This window comes from Agromyces excoecariae (assembly GCF_051715505.1).
In the GTDB taxonomy this organism is placed as follows: domain Bacteria; phylum Actinomycetota; class Actinomycetes; order Actinomycetales; family Microbacteriaceae; genus Agromyces.
This window is the reverse complement of sequence record NZ_JBPSLA010000002.1, coordinates 11,946-27,308: the sequence shown is the minus strand read 5'-3', so window position 1 is coordinate 27,308 and position 15,363 is coordinate 11,946. Positions and strand designations below refer to the sequence as shown.

The 15,363-nt window shown below is 71.2% G+C and carries 12 protein-coding genes; 4 read left to right on the top strand and 8 right to left on the bottom strand.

Annotated features, from left to right (window positions below):
- Window positions 1-101: 101 nt before the first annotated feature.
- The 7 genes from guaA to ACSJD1_RS04645 all read right to left on the bottom strand — a co-directional run bounded on the left by guaA (window position 102) and on the right by ACSJD1_RS04645 (window position 8,947).
- Window positions 102-1,679: a glutamine-hydrolyzing GMP synthase gene (gene guaA, locus ACSJD1_RS04675; RefSeq protein WP_438854149.1), complete on the bottom strand. Its 1,578-nt coding sequence runs from the start codon at window positions 1,677-1,679 to the stop codon at window positions 102-104.
- Window positions 1,676-2,194: a DUF3817 domain-containing protein gene (locus ACSJD1_RS04670; RefSeq protein WP_438854148.1), complete on the bottom strand. Its 519-nt coding sequence runs from the start codon at window positions 2,192-2,194 to the stop codon at window positions 1,676-1,678. Before ACSJD1_RS04670 ends, guaA begins: the two co-directional genes overlap by 4 nt.
- Before the next feature lie 82 nt (window positions 2,195-2,276).
- Window positions 2,277-3,236, bottom strand: a complete 960-nt coding sequence (locus tag ACSJD1_RS04665) for a S1C family serine protease (protein ID WP_438854147.1) — start codon at window positions 3,234-3,236, stop codon at window positions 2,277-2,279.
- A gap of 62 nt (window positions 3,237-3,298) precedes the next feature.
- On the bottom strand, window positions 3,299-4,120 hold the full coding sequence (locus tag ACSJD1_RS04660) for an SURF1 family protein (RefSeq protein WP_438854146.1): 822 nt from the start codon (window positions 4,118-4,120) through the stop codon (window positions 3,299-3,301).
- Between the two features lie 73 nt (window positions 4,121-4,193).
- Window positions 4,194-5,924 carry a glycerol-3-phosphate dehydrogenase/oxidase gene (locus ACSJD1_RS04655; protein WP_438854145.1) on the bottom strand — a complete coding sequence of 577 codons (1,731 nt, stop codon included), beginning with the start codon at window positions 5,922-5,924 and terminating at the stop codon, window positions 4,194-4,196.
- Window positions 5,925-6,066: 142 nt separating this feature from the next.
- A complete protein-coding gene (locus ACSJD1_RS04650; RefSeq protein ID WP_438854144.1) occupies window positions 6,067-7,191 on the bottom strand; it encodes a GuaB3 family IMP dehydrogenase-related protein in 1,125 nt (374 codons plus the stop codon).
- Window positions 7,192-7,246: 55 nt separating this feature from the next.
- A complete protein-coding gene (locus ACSJD1_RS04645; RefSeq protein WP_438854143.1) occupies window positions 7,247-8,947 on the bottom strand; it encodes an ABC-F family ATP-binding cassette domain-containing protein in 1,701 nt (566 codons plus the stop codon).
- A gap of 142 nt (window positions 8,948-9,089) precedes the next feature.
- Between ACSJD1_RS04645 and ACSJD1_RS04640 the strand changes: the two genes are divergently transcribed.
- On the top strand, window positions 9,090-10,241 hold the full coding sequence (locus ACSJD1_RS04640) for a MalY/PatB family protein (RefSeq protein ID WP_438854142.1): 1,152 nt from the start codon (window positions 9,090-9,092) through the stop codon (window positions 10,239-10,241).
- A 125-nt stretch (window positions 10,242-10,366) separates the two neighbouring features.
- On the opposite strand, the gene guaB is transcribed toward ACSJD1_RS04640, so the two are convergent.
- On the bottom strand, window positions 10,367-11,869 hold the full coding sequence (gene guaB / locus ACSJD1_RS04635; protein WP_438854141.1) for an IMP dehydrogenase: 1,503 nt from the start codon (window positions 11,867-11,869) through the stop codon (window positions 10,367-10,369).
- Window positions 11,870-12,220: 351 nt separating this feature from the next.
- On the opposite strand from guaB, the gene ACSJD1_RS04630 reads away from it, so the two are divergent.
- From ACSJD1_RS04630 to ACSJD1_RS04620, 3 genes are read left to right on the top strand one after another with little or no spacing between them, the layout of a single operon-like run.
- Complete coding sequence (locus ACSJD1_RS04630; RefSeq protein ID WP_438854140.1) at window positions 12,221-13,435, top strand: ABC transporter permease subunit; 1,215 nt, start codon at window positions 12,221-12,223, stop codon at window positions 13,433-13,435.
- A 12-nt stretch (window positions 13,436-13,447) separates the two neighbouring features.
- Window positions 13,448-14,428 (top strand): branched-chain amino acid ABC transporter permease, encoded by a 981-nt coding sequence (locus ACSJD1_RS04625; RefSeq protein WP_438854151.1) that lies wholly within the window; start codon window positions 13,448-13,450, stop codon window positions 14,426-14,428.
- Entirely contained in the window at window positions 14,418-15,332 is a 915-nt protein-coding gene (locus ACSJD1_RS04620; protein WP_438854139.1) for an ABC transporter ATP-binding protein, read from the top strand. The genes ACSJD1_RS04625 and ACSJD1_RS04620 overlap by 11 nt, the downstream gene beginning before the upstream one ends.
- Window positions 15,333-15,363: the final 31 nt, after the last annotated feature.

The window sequence follows — 15,363 nt, the reverse complement described above, 5'->3', positions numbered from 1 at the left end:
CCCCCCCGCCCCCCGCGCCCCCCGGGGGGCCCCCGGGGGGGGGGGGGGGCCCCCCCGGGGGGGCCCCCCCCCTCCGCATCAGGTCGCGCGCTCGCGCGACCTCACTCCCACTCGATGGTCCCCGGCGGCTTCGACGTGACGTCGAGCACGACGCGGTTGACCTCGCGCACCTCGTTGGTGATGCGGTTCGAGATCTTGGCGAGCACCTCGTAGGGCAGGCGCGTCCAGTCGGCCGTCATCGCGTCCTCCGACGACACCGGGCGCAGCACGATGGGGTGGCCGTAGGTGCGGCCATCGCCCTGCACGCCGACCGAGCGCACGTCGGCGAGGAGCACCACGGGGCATTGCCAGATCTCGCCGTCGAGGCCCGCGGCGGTGAGCTCGGCGCGCGCGATGGCGTCGGCCTCGCGGAGCACCTCGAGGCGGTCGCGGGTGACCTCGCCGACGATGCGGATGCCGAGGCCGGGCCCGGGGAAGGGCTGGCGGCCGACGATCGCCTCGGGCAGGCCGAGCTCGCGGCCGATGGCGCGAACCTCGTCCTTGAACAGGGTGCGCAGCGGCTCGACGAGCTCGAACTGCAGGTCCTCCGGGAGGCCGCCCACGTTGTGGTGGCTCTTGATGTTCGCCGTGCCGGTGCCCCCGCCCGATTCGACGACGTCGGGGTAGAGCGTGCCCTGCACGAGGAACTTCACGGTCTCGCCGTGGGCCGCGGCCTCGGCGATGAGGTCGCGCTCGGCCTGCTCGAACGCGCGGATGAACTCGCGCCCGATGATCTTGCGCTTCTCCTCGGGGTCGGTGACGCCCTCGAGCGCGGCGAGGAACGTGTCGGCCGCGTCGACGGTCACGAGGTGCACACCCGTCGCGGCGACGTAGTCCTCCTGCACCTGCTCGCGCTCGCCCTTGCGGAGGAGGCCGTGATCGACGAACACGGCGGTGAGCTGGTCGCCGACGGCCTCGTGCACGAGCGCCGTCGAGACGGCCGAGTCGACGCCGCCCGACAGCGCCGAGATGACGCGGGCCGAGCCGACCTGGGTGCGGATGCGCTCGACCTGCTCGGCGATGACGTTGTCGGGGTTCCAGTCGGCCGGAATGCCGGCCGCGCGGTGGAGGAAGTTCTCGATGACGGCCTGGCCGAAGGGCGAGTGCTTGACCTCGGGGTGCCACTGCACGCCGTAGAAGCCCTGCTCGTCGTTCGCGAAGGCCGCGACGGGGGTCGTGGCGGTCGACGCGAGCACGTCGAAGCCCTCGGGCGCGACTGCGACCGAGTCGCCGTGGCTCATCCACACGGTCTGGTGCTCGGGCTGGCCGCCGAGCAGCGAGTTGCGGTCGTCGACGCGAACGGTCGCGGAGGTCGACCCGTACTCGCGGTGGCCGGTGTGCGCCACCTCGCCGCCGAGCTGCTGCGCCATGACCTGGAAGCCGTAGCAGATGCCGAGCGTCGGCACGCCGAGCTCGAGGATGCCCGGGTCGAGCGAGGGCGCGCCCGGCTCGTACACCGACGACGGCCCGCCCGAGAGCACGATGCCGACGGGGTCCTTCGCGCGGACCTCCTCGGCCGTGATCGTGTGCGGCACGATCTCGGAGTAGACGGATGCCTCGCGTACGCGTCGCGCGATGAGCTGCGCGTACTGCGCGCCGAAGTCCACGACGAGGACGGGTCGCTGCTGGGTCTCGCTCACTGGGCGGCCTCCACGGGCTCGGAATCGGAGTCGGAATCGGTGGCCGCGGGAGCGCCCGGACGCGCGGCGGCGGCCGCGGCATCCGCTTCGCGCGACGCGAGGTACCCGCGGACCTCGCGCCCGATGCGGGCTTCGAGGATGAACGAGAGGAAGGGCACGATGCCGCCGGAGGCGAGCACCAGCAGGCGCCAGAACGGCCAGCGCATGAGGCTCCAGAGCCGGAAGTTGCTGAACAGGTACACGACGTAGAACCAGCCGTGCGCGATCAGGATGCCGGTCGAGAGGTTCACGCCCGTGCCGGTCGACTCGAGCCCCTGCGGCGTCTCGGCGACGGGTTCGAACGCCAGCGGCCCGTTCGGGCCGAACGCGAACAGCTCGAGGTGCCAGACGTACTTCAGCAGCATCTCCGTGCAGAGCAGGAGGAGCATGACGCCCGTGATGACCGAGGCCACCATGTAGAACTTCAGGGCCCCGCGGATGCGCGGGAAATCAGCCGGTTTTGGCTCGAGGGGCATGGCGTCCAGTCTACGGGGCGTGCGGCTGGGCGAAGGCCGTGACGGATGCCGCGCTGCGGCGTCGCACGCGCCGACTCGAGGCCTACGAACCGACGAGCTCGCGCGGCACCACGAAGACGTCGACGAGCGCACCGCCACGCCACAGCGTCATCTCGACCTCGCGGTCGATCGCGCCCTCGACCATGAGCCGCTGGATGGAGGTCGCCGTCACGATCCCGGTGCCGTCGAGGCTCACGGCGATGTCGCCCCGCCGGATCCCGGCGGCCTCCGCCGGGCTGCCGTCGACCACGCTCGTGACCTGCAGGCCCGTCTTCGAGCCGACCCGCTCCGCCAGCTCCGGTGCGAGGCGCACCTGCGCGCCGGCGATGCCGAGCCAGGCGCGACGGACCCGGCCGTGGGCGACGAGCGCATCGATGATCTCGCGCGTGGCCGGGTTGATCGGCACGGCGAGCCCGAGGCCGACTCCCGCGACGGCGGTGTTGACGCCGACCATCCGACCGGACCCGTCGGCGAGCGCGCCGCCGCTGTTGCCCGGGTTCAGCGCGGCATCCGTCTGGATGACCTCGTCGACGACGCGCCCGGCCGCCGTCGGCAGCGAGCGCCCGAGGTTCGAGACGATGCCCGCCGTGACGCTGCCCGCGAGGCCGAGCGGCGTGCCGAGCGCGACGACGAGCTGTCCGACGCGGAGCGCGCGCGCGTCCCCGAACGGAACGGCCGCCGGAACCGGACCCCGGGCCCTCAGCACCGCGAGGTCGGACAGCGGGTCCCGCCCGATCACGTCGGCCTCCACCGCGGTGCCGTCGCCGAACGCCGCCTCGGCGCGCTCGGCGCCGGCGACCACGTGGGCCGAGGTGAGCAGCACGCCGTCGGCGGAGACGACGCTCGCGCTGCCGGTGCCCTGGCCGCGCGAGGATCGCACGGCCAGGCTCGCCATGCTCGGCAGCAGGTCGCCCGCGACCCGCGTCACGACGCGCGAGTACGCGTCGAGCGGGTCCTCGGCCCGTTCGGCGCCGTCGCCCGGAGGCGCATCGTGATCGTCCACACCGGCATCCTCACCCCGTCGGCGGATGCCGGTGCCGGAGTTCGCCGACGGCGGAACACCGCTCAGTCGCGGGTCGCATCGGCCGGTGCGGCGTCGGCCGCCGCATCGGCAGCCTCCTCCGCGGCCAGCTCGGCCTCCTCGCGCTCGCGCTGCACGGCGTCCTTCACGAGCCGGTACCAGAGGAAGACCGCGAAGCCGGCGAACACGACCCACTCGACCGCGTAGAACACGTTGAGCCAGTTCAGCTCCGATTCCTGCAGCGGCGGCGGCGAGTGGATCGCCTCGAGGCCCGCGACGGGGTCGGCCGCGGTGACGTAGCCGAAGTACACCGGCCGGTCGTCGTAGTCGGCCCAGACGTTGATGAGGTGGGCGACGGCCACGGTCGTCATCGCCTGCGGGTCCTCGCCCTCGCCGGGCGCCACGGGGGCCTCGCTCGGCAGGAAGCGACCGACGATCTCGACTTCGCCGGCGGATGCCGCGGCGCGATCGACCTCGGCGAGCGCGTCGCGCGCCGCCTCCTCGTCGGCCGCCCAGCCGAGCGCGACGGGCAGCCCGCCGGGCGCGGCATCCGTCACCTCGAGGTGGGCGACCACCCACCAGCCGGCCACGCCCTCGTTCAGGCGGCCCTGCACGAGCACGGTGTCGCCGGGCACGATCGTGCCGACAACGGCCACGCGCTGGCCGGTCGCGGCCTGCTCGGTCGGCCCGTCGGGCTGCACGACCTCGCCGAACGGGCGGACCTCCTCGGTGGGCCGCTCGACCACGGCGGCCTGCTCGACGGCGCGGTCGACCTGCCATTGGGCGAGGAGCGCGAAGCCGGCTGCGATGCCGAGCGCAGCGAGCAGGGCGAGCACCCAGCGGGGGCGCAGCATCATCCGGAGCATGTCGCCCGAGATTCTAGCCGGGCGGGATGCGCGCCTCCTGCGAGGGGTCGGCGGTCGGGCCGGGGGGCGCTTCTCAGTCGACCTTCACGATGTCGGGCGCCTCGAGCCGCACGCGGTCGGCCGACTCGTCGTCGGGCTGCTGCTGCGACGCACGCTCGGCCGCGACGCGCTGCAGGTAGCGCTCGACCTCGAGCGCCTCGCGCTCCTCGTCCCATCCGAGGACCCCGGCCATGAGCCTCGCGGCCACCGGCGCCGCCGAGACACCCCGGTCCCACGCCTCGATCGAGATGCGCGTGCGCCGGGCGAGCACGTCGTCCAGGTGCAGCGCGCCCTCGTGCGAGGCCGCGTACACGACCTCGGCGCCGAGGTAGTCATCAGCACCGGGCAGCGGATCGCCGAGTTCCGGCGTCTCGCGGATCAGGTCGAGCAGCTCGTCGGTCATCGTGCCGTACCGGTTCAGCAGGTGCTCGATGCGCACCTTGTGCACGCCGAACGCGCGGGCGATCTTGCCGCGCTTGTTCCACGCCGCCTGGTAGCCCTCGGCCCCGAGCAGCGGGATGTCCTGCGTGGTCGACTTCGGCACGCGACCGTCGAGCGCGTCGGCCGCAGCGTCGATCGCGTCCTTCGCCATGACCCGGTACGTGGTCCACTTGCCGCCCGCGACGACGACGAGCCCCGGCACGGTGTGCGCCACGACGTGCTCGCGCGACAGCTTCGACGTCGACTCGCTCTCGCCCGCGAGCAGCGGCCGCAACCCGGCGAACACGCCCTCCACGTCCTCGCGACTGAGCGGGATCGCCATCACCGAGTTCACGTGCTCGAGCAGGTAGTCGATGTCGGCCGCCGTCGCGGCGGGGTGCGCCTTGTCGAGGTTCCAGTCGGTGTCGGTCGTGCCGATGAGCCAGTGCCGACCCCACGGGATCACGAACAGGACGCTCTTCTCGGTGCGGAAGATCATGCCCATCGCCGACTGGATGCGGTCGCGCGGCACCACCAGGTGGATGCCCTTCGAGGCGCGCACCTTGAAGGTTCCACGCTCCCCCACCATGCGCTGGGTGTCGTCGGTCCACACGCCCGTCGCGTTCACGACCTGCTTGGCGCGGATCTCGAAGTGCTCGTCGGTCTGCAGGTCGTGGGCCTTCACGCCGACCACGCGCTCGCCGACCTTGACGAACCCCTCGACCTTGACGCGGCTCGCGACGTGCGCGCCGTAGAACGACGCCGTGCGGGCGAGGGATGCCACGTACCGTGCGTCGTCGACCTGCGCGTCGTAGTACGTGAGCCCGCCCACGAGCGCGTCGTTCGAGAGCGACGGGATCGCGCGCATCACCTGGCGCTTCGAGAGGTGCCGGTGGTGGGGCACGCCGGGCGGGCGGCCGCCGGAGTAGCTGAAGATGTCGTAGAGCAGCATGCCGGCCCCGATGTAGATGCGCTCGAAGACGCGCTTCTGCAGCGGGTAGAGGAACCGGACGGGCTTGACCAGGTGCGGCGCGATGCGCTGCAGCAGCAGGCCGCGTTCGATGAGTGCCTCGCGAACGAGGCGGAAGTCGAGCTGTTCGAGATAGCGGATGCCGCCGTGCACGAGCTTCGAGGACCGGCTCGAGGTGCCCGACGCCCAGTCCCGCGCCTCCAGGAGCCCGGTCGAGAGCCCCCTGGTGACCGCATCGAGCGCCGCGCCCGTGCCGACGATGCCGCCGCCGACCACGAGGACGTCGAGTTCCTTCTCCTTGAGGCGGGCGATCGCCGCCTCGCGCTCGTCCGGTCCGAGCTTGTTCGAACGCGTCACCGACTTCAGTCTCGCCATCGTCGCTCCCCATCCCCGGGCGGACCGCGGCGGCCACGCCCGTCCGTTCCCACGCTACCCGCTCCCCCGGCGGAGGTGCCATGGAATCTGCTGGGACGCGGGCCGGGTCGACAGCGGGCCCGAACCCGTGTAAGGCGGGCGGCTAGACCGCTTGATAGGGAGCGACGACGACCTCGACGCGCTGGAACTCCTTCAGGTCGGAGTAGCCCGTCGTGGCCATCGACTTGCGCAGCGCACCGACGAGGTTCGCCGTGCCATCGGCCGCCGGCGCGGGGCCGTAGAGGATCTCCTCGAGGGGGGCCACCTGGCCGACCTGCACGCGCTGGCCGCGCGGCAGCTTCGAGTGGTGGGCCTCCGGGCCCCAGTGCCATCCGCCGCCGGGTGCGTCGGTCGCCCGCGCGAGCGCGGCGCCCAGCATGACCGCGTCGGCGCCGCACGCGACGGCCTTCACGATGTCGCCCGCCGCCCCGACGCCGCCGTCGGCGATGACGTGCACGTACCGGCCGCCCGACTCGTCGAGGTAGTCGCGGCGTGCGCCCGCGACATCCGCCACGGCCGTCGCCATCGGTGCGTGGATGCCGAGCGTGGTGCGCGTGGTCGAGGCCGCGCCGCCGCCGAAGCCGACGAGGACGCCTGCCGCGCCCGTGCGCATGAGGTGCAGTGCGGCGGTGTACGTGGCCGCGCCGCCGACGATGACGGGAACGTCGAGCTCGTAGATGAACTTCTTGAGGTTCAGCGGCTCGACGCCCTTCGAGACGTGCTCGGCCGACACCGTGGTGCCGCGGATCACGAAGAGGTCGACGCCGGCGGCGACGACGGTCTCGTAGAGCTCCTGCGTGCGCTGCGGCGAGAGCGCGCCCGCGACGGTCACGCCCGCTGCGCGCACCTCGGCGAGCCGCTCGGTGACGAGGTCGGGCTTGATGGGCTCGGAGTACAGCTCCTGCATGCGCGCCGTCGCCTGCTCGTCGCTGAGGTTGCGGATCTCGGCGAGCGCGGGTTCGGGGTTCTCGTACCTGGTCCAGAGGCCCTCGAGGTCGAGCACGCCGAGCCCGCCGAGCTGGCCCATCATGATCGCCGTCTGCGGCGAGACGACCGAGTCCATCGGCGCCGCGAGGAAGGGGATGTCGAACTGGTACGCGTCGATCGACCAGCCGACCGAGACGTCTTCGGGGTCGCGGGTGCGCCGGCTCGGCACGATGGCGATGTCGTCGAACGCGTAGACGCGACGGCCCCGCTTGGAGCGGCCGATCTCGATCTCCTGGGTCACCGTTCAACCCTACCCAAGCGCTCCGACGTGCGACACGGATGCCGCGGGCGCACGCTCAGCGCGCCCGCGCCACCCGGCCCTCGTCCCACACGGGCGCGTCCGCCTCGACGACCTCGCCGTCGGATCGGAACACCACGAACCGGTCGAACGAGCGCGTGAACCAGCGGTCGTGCGTGACGGCGAGCACGGTCCCGTCGAAGCGCGAGAGCGCGTCCTCGAGCGCCTCGGCCGAGACGAGGTCGAGGTTGTCGGTCGGCTCGTCGAGGAGCAGCAGTGTCGCGCCCGAGAGCTCGAGCAGCAGGATCTGCAGGCGCGCCTGCTGGCCGCCCGACAGCGCGTCGAACTCCTGCAGCGCCGATCCGGCCAGGCCGTAGCGGTCCAGCGCCGAGCTCGCCGCCTCGCGCGCCATGCCCTCGCGGTTCGCATCGCCGCGGTGCAGGATGTCGAGGAGCGTCCGACCTCGGAGGCCGGGCAGCTCGTGGCCCTGCGCGAACCAGCCCGGCACGACGCGGGCGCCGAGCATCGCCGCACCCGTGTGCGGGACGGCGGCGAGGGTCGCACCGACATCCGTCACGTGCCCCTTCGCCCGGTCGGGGTCGGTGCCGCCGCCGGCGAGCAGCCGGAGGAAGTGCGACTTGCCCGACCCGTTCGACCCGAGCACCGCGACGCGGTCGCCGTACCAGACCTCGAGGTCGAACGGCCTCATGAGCCCGGTGAGCTCGAGCTCCTCGCACACCACGGCGCGCTTGCCCGTGCGCGAGCCCCTCAGGCGCATCGACAGGGCCGGGGCCGGCGGCCGCTCCTCGGGCGGCCCCGCCTCCTCGAACTTCCGCAGCCGCGTGACCGCGGCCTGGTACCGAGACGCCATGCCGTCGTTGTAGGTCGCCTTCACCTTCAGCGTCTGCACGAGCTGCTTCAGCTGCGCGTGCTGCTCGTCCCACCGGCGCCGCAGCTCGTCGAGCCGGGCGAAGCGCTCCTCGCGCGCCGCGTGGTAGCCGCCGAACCCGCCGCCGTGAACCCAGGCGGTGCTGCCGGCCGCGCCGGCCTCGAGCGTGACGATCCGGTCGGCGGCGCGCGCGAGCAGCTCGCGGTCGTGCGAGACGAGCAGGACGGTCTTCGGGGTGGCCCGCAGCTGCCCCTCGAGCCACCGCTTGCCGGGTACGTCGAGCGAGTTGTCCGGCTCGTCGAGGAGCAGGACCTCCTCAGGGCCGCGGAGCAGGGCCTCGAGCGCGAGACGCTTCTGCTCCCCGCCCGAGAGCGTCGACAGCTCCCGCCACTTCGCTCGCTCGAAGGGGATGCCGAGCGCGGCGATCGTGCAGTGGTCCCAGACGACCTCCTGGTCGTAGCCGCCCGCCTCGGCGTACTCGGCGAGCGCGCTGGCGTACCGCATCTGCGCGGCCGTGTCATCCGTCTCGATGAGCGCGTTCTCCGCTCGTTCGAGTTCGATCGCCGCCGCGCGCACCCGGGGCGGCGCGACCGTCACGAGCAGGCCGTGGACGGTCCGCTCGACGCCGTCGGCGACCTCGCCGCGGCCGACGAACTGGTCCATCACGCCGAGCCCGCCGACGACCTGCACGCTTCCCTCGTCGGCGCGGAGCTCCCCGCGCACGATCCGCAGCAGGGTCGTCTTGCCCGCGCCGTTCTGCCCGATCAGCGCGGTCGTGCGGCCCTCCGTCACCCGGAACGCCAGGTCTGCGAGGAGCGGCCGGCCGTCCGGCAGCGAGAACGAGACGCCGTTGACGTCGATGAAGCCCATGGTCCGTTGCGTTCCGTTCGGTTTCGCGGCCGCGCCGCGGCGCCCGTCGGGCAGCCGACCAGAATACACAGGGCGGATGCCGCGCCGCGACGTGCGTCCGCAAACCCCCGCTCCGCCGGCCCGGGTGGGGCAGGCTGGGAGCATGCACCGCGTCGCCGCCGACCCCCTCGACCAGCTCCGCACCCGCACCAGTGCCAAGTGGCGGATGTACGACCCGGACGTGCTGCCGCTCCCCGTCGCCGAGATGGACTATCCGCTCGCCCAGCCCATCGCCGAGGCGCTGCACGCGGCGATCCGCCGATCCGACACCGGCTACCACGCGGGCAGCCGCCTCGTGGCCGATGCCTTCGCGCCGTTCGCCGCCGCCCGCCTCGGGTGGGAGCCCGACCCGACGCGGATCACCTGCACCGCCGACGTCAGCATGGGCATCGTCGAGGTGCTGCGGCGCGTCATCCGGCCCGGCGACGGCGTCGTGATCGATCCGCCGATCTACCCGCCGTTCTTCGACCTCGTGACCGAGGCCGGCGGCACCGTCGTCGAGGTGCCGCTCGCAGGCGGGATCGACGCGGGCTGGTCGCTCGACCTCGATCGCCTGGACGCCGCGTTCGCGGCCGGCGCCCGCGCCATGGTGCTGTGCAACCCGCACAACCCCGTCGGCCTCGTCCACTCCCGCGAACAGCTCGCCGAACTCGCCGAGATCGCGGCGCGCCACGGCGCGACGATCGTCTCCGACGAGGTGCACGGCCCCCTGTCGCAGCCCGATTCGCCCTACGTGCCCTTCCTCACGGTGTCGGATGCCGCCCGCGAGCACGGCGTCGCCGTCACCGCGGCGAGCAAGGCCTTCAACCTCGCCGGGCTGAAGGCCGCGATGATCGTCACCGCGAGCGAGCGCGGCGACGCCGTCCGCGACGCGCTGCCCTACGAGGTCGAATGGCGCATGAGCCAGTTCGGCTCGATCGCCTCGGTCGCCGCGTTCCGGCACGGCGGCCACTGGCTCGACGGCGTCATCGCGTCGATCGACGACAACCGCCGACTCCTCGCCGACCTGCTCGAGGACGAACTGCCCGGCGTGCGCTACCGCATGCCCCAGGCCGGCTACCTCGCATGGCTCGACCTGTCGGTGCTCGGCTGGGGCGACGACCCCGCGGTCGTGGCCCTCGAGCGCGCGCGGGTCGCGCTCGCCGAGGGACCGAAGTTCGGGGCGGATGCCGGCCGCGGGCACGCACGCCTGAACCTCGCCTGCTCACCCGAGGTGCTGTCCGAGGCGATCACCCGGATCGCGGACGCCCGCTGACGAGGAGTGGACTCATGTCGACGAGGCTGCCGCGGCACGCTTCGCAACGCTGGCGCGTCGCGAGCGCTACGGCTGCCGCCTTGCTGACGGAAGCGCGTCGCGACGTCGTCGCGCCGCGCTGACCGTCAGCGCGTGTAGTTCGGCGCCTCGACGACGAACTGCACGTCGTGCGGGTGCGACTCCTTCAGGCCGGCCGGCGTGATGCGCACGAAGCGACCCTTGCCCTTGAGCTCGGCGACCGTGCGGGCACCGACGTAGAACATCGACTGGCGAAGGCCCCCGACCAGCTGGTACGCGACCGCCGACACCGGACCGCGGTAGGGGACCTGGCCCTCGATGCCCTCGGGGATGAGCTTGTCGTCGCTCGGGACGTCTGCCTGGAAGTAGCGGTCCTTCGAGTACGACGTCTTCTTGCCTCGAGTCTGCAGGGCGCCCAGCGAGCCCATGCCGCGGTACGTCTTGTACTGCTTGCCGTTCTGGAACACGAGGTCGCCCGGGCTCTCGGCCGTGCCCGCGAGGAGCGAGCCGAGCATGACCGAGTCGGCGCCGGCGACGAGCGCCTTGGCGATGTCGCCCGAGTACTGCAGTCCGCCATCGGCGATGAGCGGAACGCCGGCGGGCTTCGTCGCCTTCGACGCCTCGTACACCGCGGTGATCTGCGGCACGCCGACCCCCGCGACGACGCGCGTCGTGCAGATCGAGCCCGGACCGACGCCGACCTTGACCGCATCGGCGCCCGCGTCGACCAGGGCCTTGGCACCCTCGTACGTGGCCACGTTGCCGCCGATCACGTCGATGTGCGCGAACGTCGGGTCGGACTTCAGCCGTCGGATGATGTCGAGGACGCCCGCCGACTCGCCGTTGGCGGTGTCGACCACGAGCACGTCGACGCCGGCATCGCGCAGGGCCTCCGCGCGCTCCCAGGCGTCGCCGAAGAAGCCCATCGCCGCGCCGACCCGGAGCCGGCCCTCGGCGTCCTTCGTGGCGTTCGGGTACTGCTCGGACTTGTCGAAGTCCTTGACGGTGATGAGGCCGGTGAGGCGCCCCCGGTCGTCGACGAGCGGGAGCTTCTCGACCTTGTGCTGCGCGAAGATCGCGATGGCCTCGTCGGGGTCCATGCCGACTCGGCCCGTGATGAGCGGCGCCTTCGTCATCACGTCGGCGACCTTGGTGGCCGGCTTCTCGAAGTCGGAGACGAATCGCATGTCCCGGTTGGTGATGATGCCGACCAGCACGCCGTCGGCGTCGACCACGGGCAGGCCCGAGACGCGGTACGTCGCGCACAGCTCGTCGACCTCGGCCACCGTGGCATCGGGCGTCGTCGTCACCGGGTTCGAGACCATGCCCGACTCGCTGCGCTTCACGCGATCGACCATCTCGGCCTGCTCGGCGATCGAGAGGTTGCGGTGCAGGATGCCGATGCCGCCTTGCCGGGCCATGGCGATCGCCATCCGGGCCTCGGTCACCGTGTCCATCGCCGCGGAGAGCAGCGGGGTGGCGACGGTGATGCGTCGCGTCAGGCGCGAACTCGTGTCGGCCTCGCTCGGGATCACGTCGGTGTGCCCCGGCAGCAGCAGGACGTCGTCGTACGTCAATCCAGTGAATCCGAACGGATCGGCCTGATCCATGTCGCCCCTTCGTCTCGAGTCGTGCTCGACCGCCCGCGGACCGCGGGTTGCGGGCACGGGCGCATCGTCGCGGTACTGAAGAGTTTAAGCGAGTTTGCGCCGCTGCCATTCCCCGGATAACAATCGAGGGCCGTTTGTGCCCGGCTGCGAAACACCTGGGACATAATCGGCACGTACTGTGACGACGTCGTCGCAGGAAAGGCGAACCCGGTCGACCCCCATACCGGGACCTTTGGAGGTGCAGTGGAATCCACGCAATCAGTCCGCCCACGTTCCCGTGGGAGGTGGCTCATCCTCCTCGGACTCCTACTGTCCGCACTCACTCTGTCCGGCATCGCAGCGTCCCCTGCGATGGCGGACGAAGGGGGTACGGACGGACAGTCCGAAGAGTTCGAGTACTTCTTCAGCGGAAACGTGAAGTACAACGACGAGCCGCTCGAGGGGGTGTCCATCTCCGTCTCGGGCAATGGCTTCGAGGCCGAGACCGAGACCGATGAGAACGGCCAGTGGACGCTCGGCGTCCCCGAGAAGGAGGCCTACGAGCTCACGCTCGACGAGGACACCCTGCCAGAGGGCGTCGTCGTCGAAGACGGCCAGTCGACCGTCGATGCGGAGTTCGGACTCACCAAGCGGAAGTCCGTGAACTTCTTCCTCGGCGAGGGCCAACGGGTCACGACGGACTACGCCGCCCAGGTGCTGATCCGCGTCGTGAACGGCCTGAACTTCGGCCTGCTGCTCGCGCTCGCCGCGATCGGCCTCTCGCTGATCTTCGGAACGACCGGGCTCTCGAACTTCGCCCACGCGGAGATGATCACGTTCGGCGCGTTGATGATGCTGACCTTCAGCACCACGCTCGCGTTCCCGGTCTGGCTCGCCATCATCATCGCGATCGTGCTCTCCGGCGGCCTCGGCTGGGCACTCGACGCCGGACTGTGGAAGCCGCTGCGCAGGCGCGGCGTGGCCCTGATCCCGCTGATGATCGTCAGCATCGGACTCTCGCTCGCGCTCCGCTACACCTTCCAGTTCTTCTACGGCGGAGGGACGAGGCAGCTCCCGGGAGCGACCATCCCGAGCGAGATCCGGCTCGGACCGATCCTGATGTCCTGGATCGACGTGGTGAGCATGGCGACCTCGATCATCGTGCTCCTCGCGGTGGCGTTCTTCCTCCTCCGGACGAGGATCGGCAAGGCGACCCGCGCCGTCTCCGACAACGCTCCGCTCGCCGCGGCGAGCGGCATCGACGTCGACCGCGTCATCCGCATCGTCTGGGTCCTCGGCGGCGCCCTCGCCGGCCTCGCCGGCATCCTGTGGGCCTACTTCCGCCCGGGCGTGAGCTGGGACATGGGATTCCAGATCCTGCTGCTCGTGTTCGCCGCGGTCACCCTCGGCGGTCTCGGCACGGCCTTCGGCGCGCTCGTCGGCTCGCTCATCGTGGGTCTCTTCATCGAGATCTCCACGCTCTGGCTGCCGAGCGACATGAAGTACGTCGGCGCGCTGCTGGTGCTGATCCTCGTGCTCCTGTTCCGACCGCAGGGAATCCTGGGTCGCCGAGAGAGAATCGGGTAAGGAACGACCATGATCGACTTTCTTTCCATCCTGGGCAACGCGGCGCAGCAGCTGCTGAGCCCGACCACGGCTGCGTACGCGCTCGCGGCGCTCGGCCTCGCGATCCACTTCGGGTACACCGGCCTGCTGAACTTCGGCCAGGCGGGCTTCATGGCCCTCGGTGCCTACGGGTTCGCGATCTCGACGCTCTCCTTCGGGTTCCCCGTGTGGGCATCGGTCCTGGTCGGCGTCGCGGCGTCCGTCGTGTTCGCCCTGATTCTGGGCATCCCGACGCTGCGCCTGCGGGCCGACTACCTCGCCATCGTGACGATCGCCGCCGCCGAGATCCTGCGGCTCATCTTCACGACGAACACGTTCGACGACGTGACCGGCTCGGCGAGCGGCCTCCAGGGCTACAAGGGCGGCATCGCCGCGCTGAACCCGATCCCCGACGGCAGCTACGGCTTCGGGCCGTTCACGTACAACGCCTACGACTGGTGGATCCGGATCCTCGGATGGACCGTCGTCGTCCTCGCCGCGCTGTTCACGTGGCTCCTGATGCGCAGTCCGTGGGGCCGCGTCATCAAGGGCATCCGCGAAGACGAGGACGCCGTGCGCGCCCTCGGCAAGAACGTGTACTCGTACAAGATGCAGAGCCTGATCCTCGGTGGCGTCTTCGGCACCCTCGCGGGAATGATCTTCATCCTTCCCCGCGCGGTCGTCCCGGCGAACTACCAGACCTCGCTCACGTTCTTCATCTACGCGATCCTGCTGCTCGGCGGCGCCGCGACGATCCTCGGCCCGATCGTGGGCGCGATGATCTTCTGGGTGCTGCTCTCGTTCTTCTCGGGCTTCGTGTCCCGGGCAGTCGAGGCCGGCTGGTTCCCGTTCATGTCGCCGGTGCAGGCCGGTCAGCTCACGTTCATCCTCGTGGGCGTCGGCATCATGCTCCTCGTGGTCTTCAGGCCACAGGGCATCTTCGGAAACAAGAAGGAGTTGGCCTTTGTCCGATAACGTCGCTCCCGCCTCGAAGCCGGTCAAGACGACCGGCCTCCACATCGGCGACCCGGCGCCCGGCGTCAAGAAGGTCGATCCGATCATCATCGCGGACGGCGTCAAGCGCACGTTCGGCGGCCTGACGGCCGTCGACGTCGCGCACGTCGAGATCCCGCGGGGTGCCATCACCGCGCTCATCGGCCCGAACGGCGCCGGCAAGACCACGTTCTTCAACCTGCTCACCGGCTTCGACAAGCCGGACGCGGGCAAGTGGGAGTTCGACGGCCGCTCGCTGGCTCACGTCCCGGCGTACCGGGTCGCCCGGATGGGCCTCATCCGGACGTTCCAGCTCACGAAGGCGCTCGGCCTGCTCACCGTGCTCGACAACATGAAGCTCGGCGCGAAGCAGCAGACCGGCGAGAACCTCTTCCGATCGGTCCTCCCGTTCCTCTGGCGCAAGCAGGAGGAGGAGATCGAGGAGAAGGCCAAGGAGATCCTCACCCGGTTCAAGCTCGACGCGAAGCAGGAGGACTACGCGGCGAGCCTCTCGGGCGGTCAGCGCAAGCTGCTCGAGATGGCCCGCGCCCTCATGAGCGACCCGACCCTGGTGATGCTCGACGAGCCGATGGCCGGTGTGAACCCCGCACTCACGCAGTCGCTGCTCGACCACATCCTCGACCTCAAGTCGCAGGGCATGACGGTGCTCTTCGTCGAACACGACATGCACATGGTCCGCCACATCGCCGACTGGGTGATCGTGATGGCCGAGGGCAAGATCGTCGCCGAGGGCGACCCGCACGAGGTCATGCAGGATCCGGCCGTGATCGACGCCTACCTCGGCGCCCACCACGACACCGACCTCGGCGACAGCGACGCCGAGCACGTGACCGCCATGAAGGAGCTCATCGATGACGAACAGTGAATCCGCCGCAGGCGCCGAGTCGGCGGCCGGC

What these genes read in the sequence shown, in the direction of transcription:
- ACSJD1_RS04660 (WP_438854146.1), bottom strand. Translation starts at nt 4,120, where the DNA reads ATGCTCCGGATGATGCTGCGCCCCCGCTGGGTGCTCGCCCTGCTCGCT.
- ACSJD1_RS04670 (WP_438854148.1), bottom strand. Translation starts at nt 2,194, where the DNA reads ATGCCCCTCGAGCCAAAACCGGCTGATTTCCCGCGCATCCGCGGGGCC.
- ACSJD1_RS04655 (WP_438854145.1), bottom strand. Translation starts at nt 5,924, where the DNA reads ATGGCGAGACTGAAGTCGGTGACGCGTTCGAACAAGCTCGGACCGGAC.
- ACSJD1_RS04645 (WP_438854143.1), bottom strand. Translation starts at nt 8,947, where the DNA reads ATGGGCTTCATCGACGTCAACGGCGTCTCGTTCTCGCTGCCGGACGGC.
- ACSJD1_RS04640 (WP_438854142.1), top strand. Translation starts at nt 9,090, where the DNA reads ATGCACCGCGTCGCCGCCGACCCCCTCGACCAGCTCCGCACCCGCACC.
- guaB (WP_438854141.1), bottom strand. Translation starts at nt 11,869, where the DNA reads ATGGATCAGGCCGATCCGTTCGGATTCACTGGATTGACGTACGACGAC.
- ACSJD1_RS04630 (WP_438854140.1), top strand. Translation starts at nt 12,221, where the DNA reads ATGGCGGACGAAGGGGGTACGGACGGACAGTCCGAAGAGTTCGAGTAC.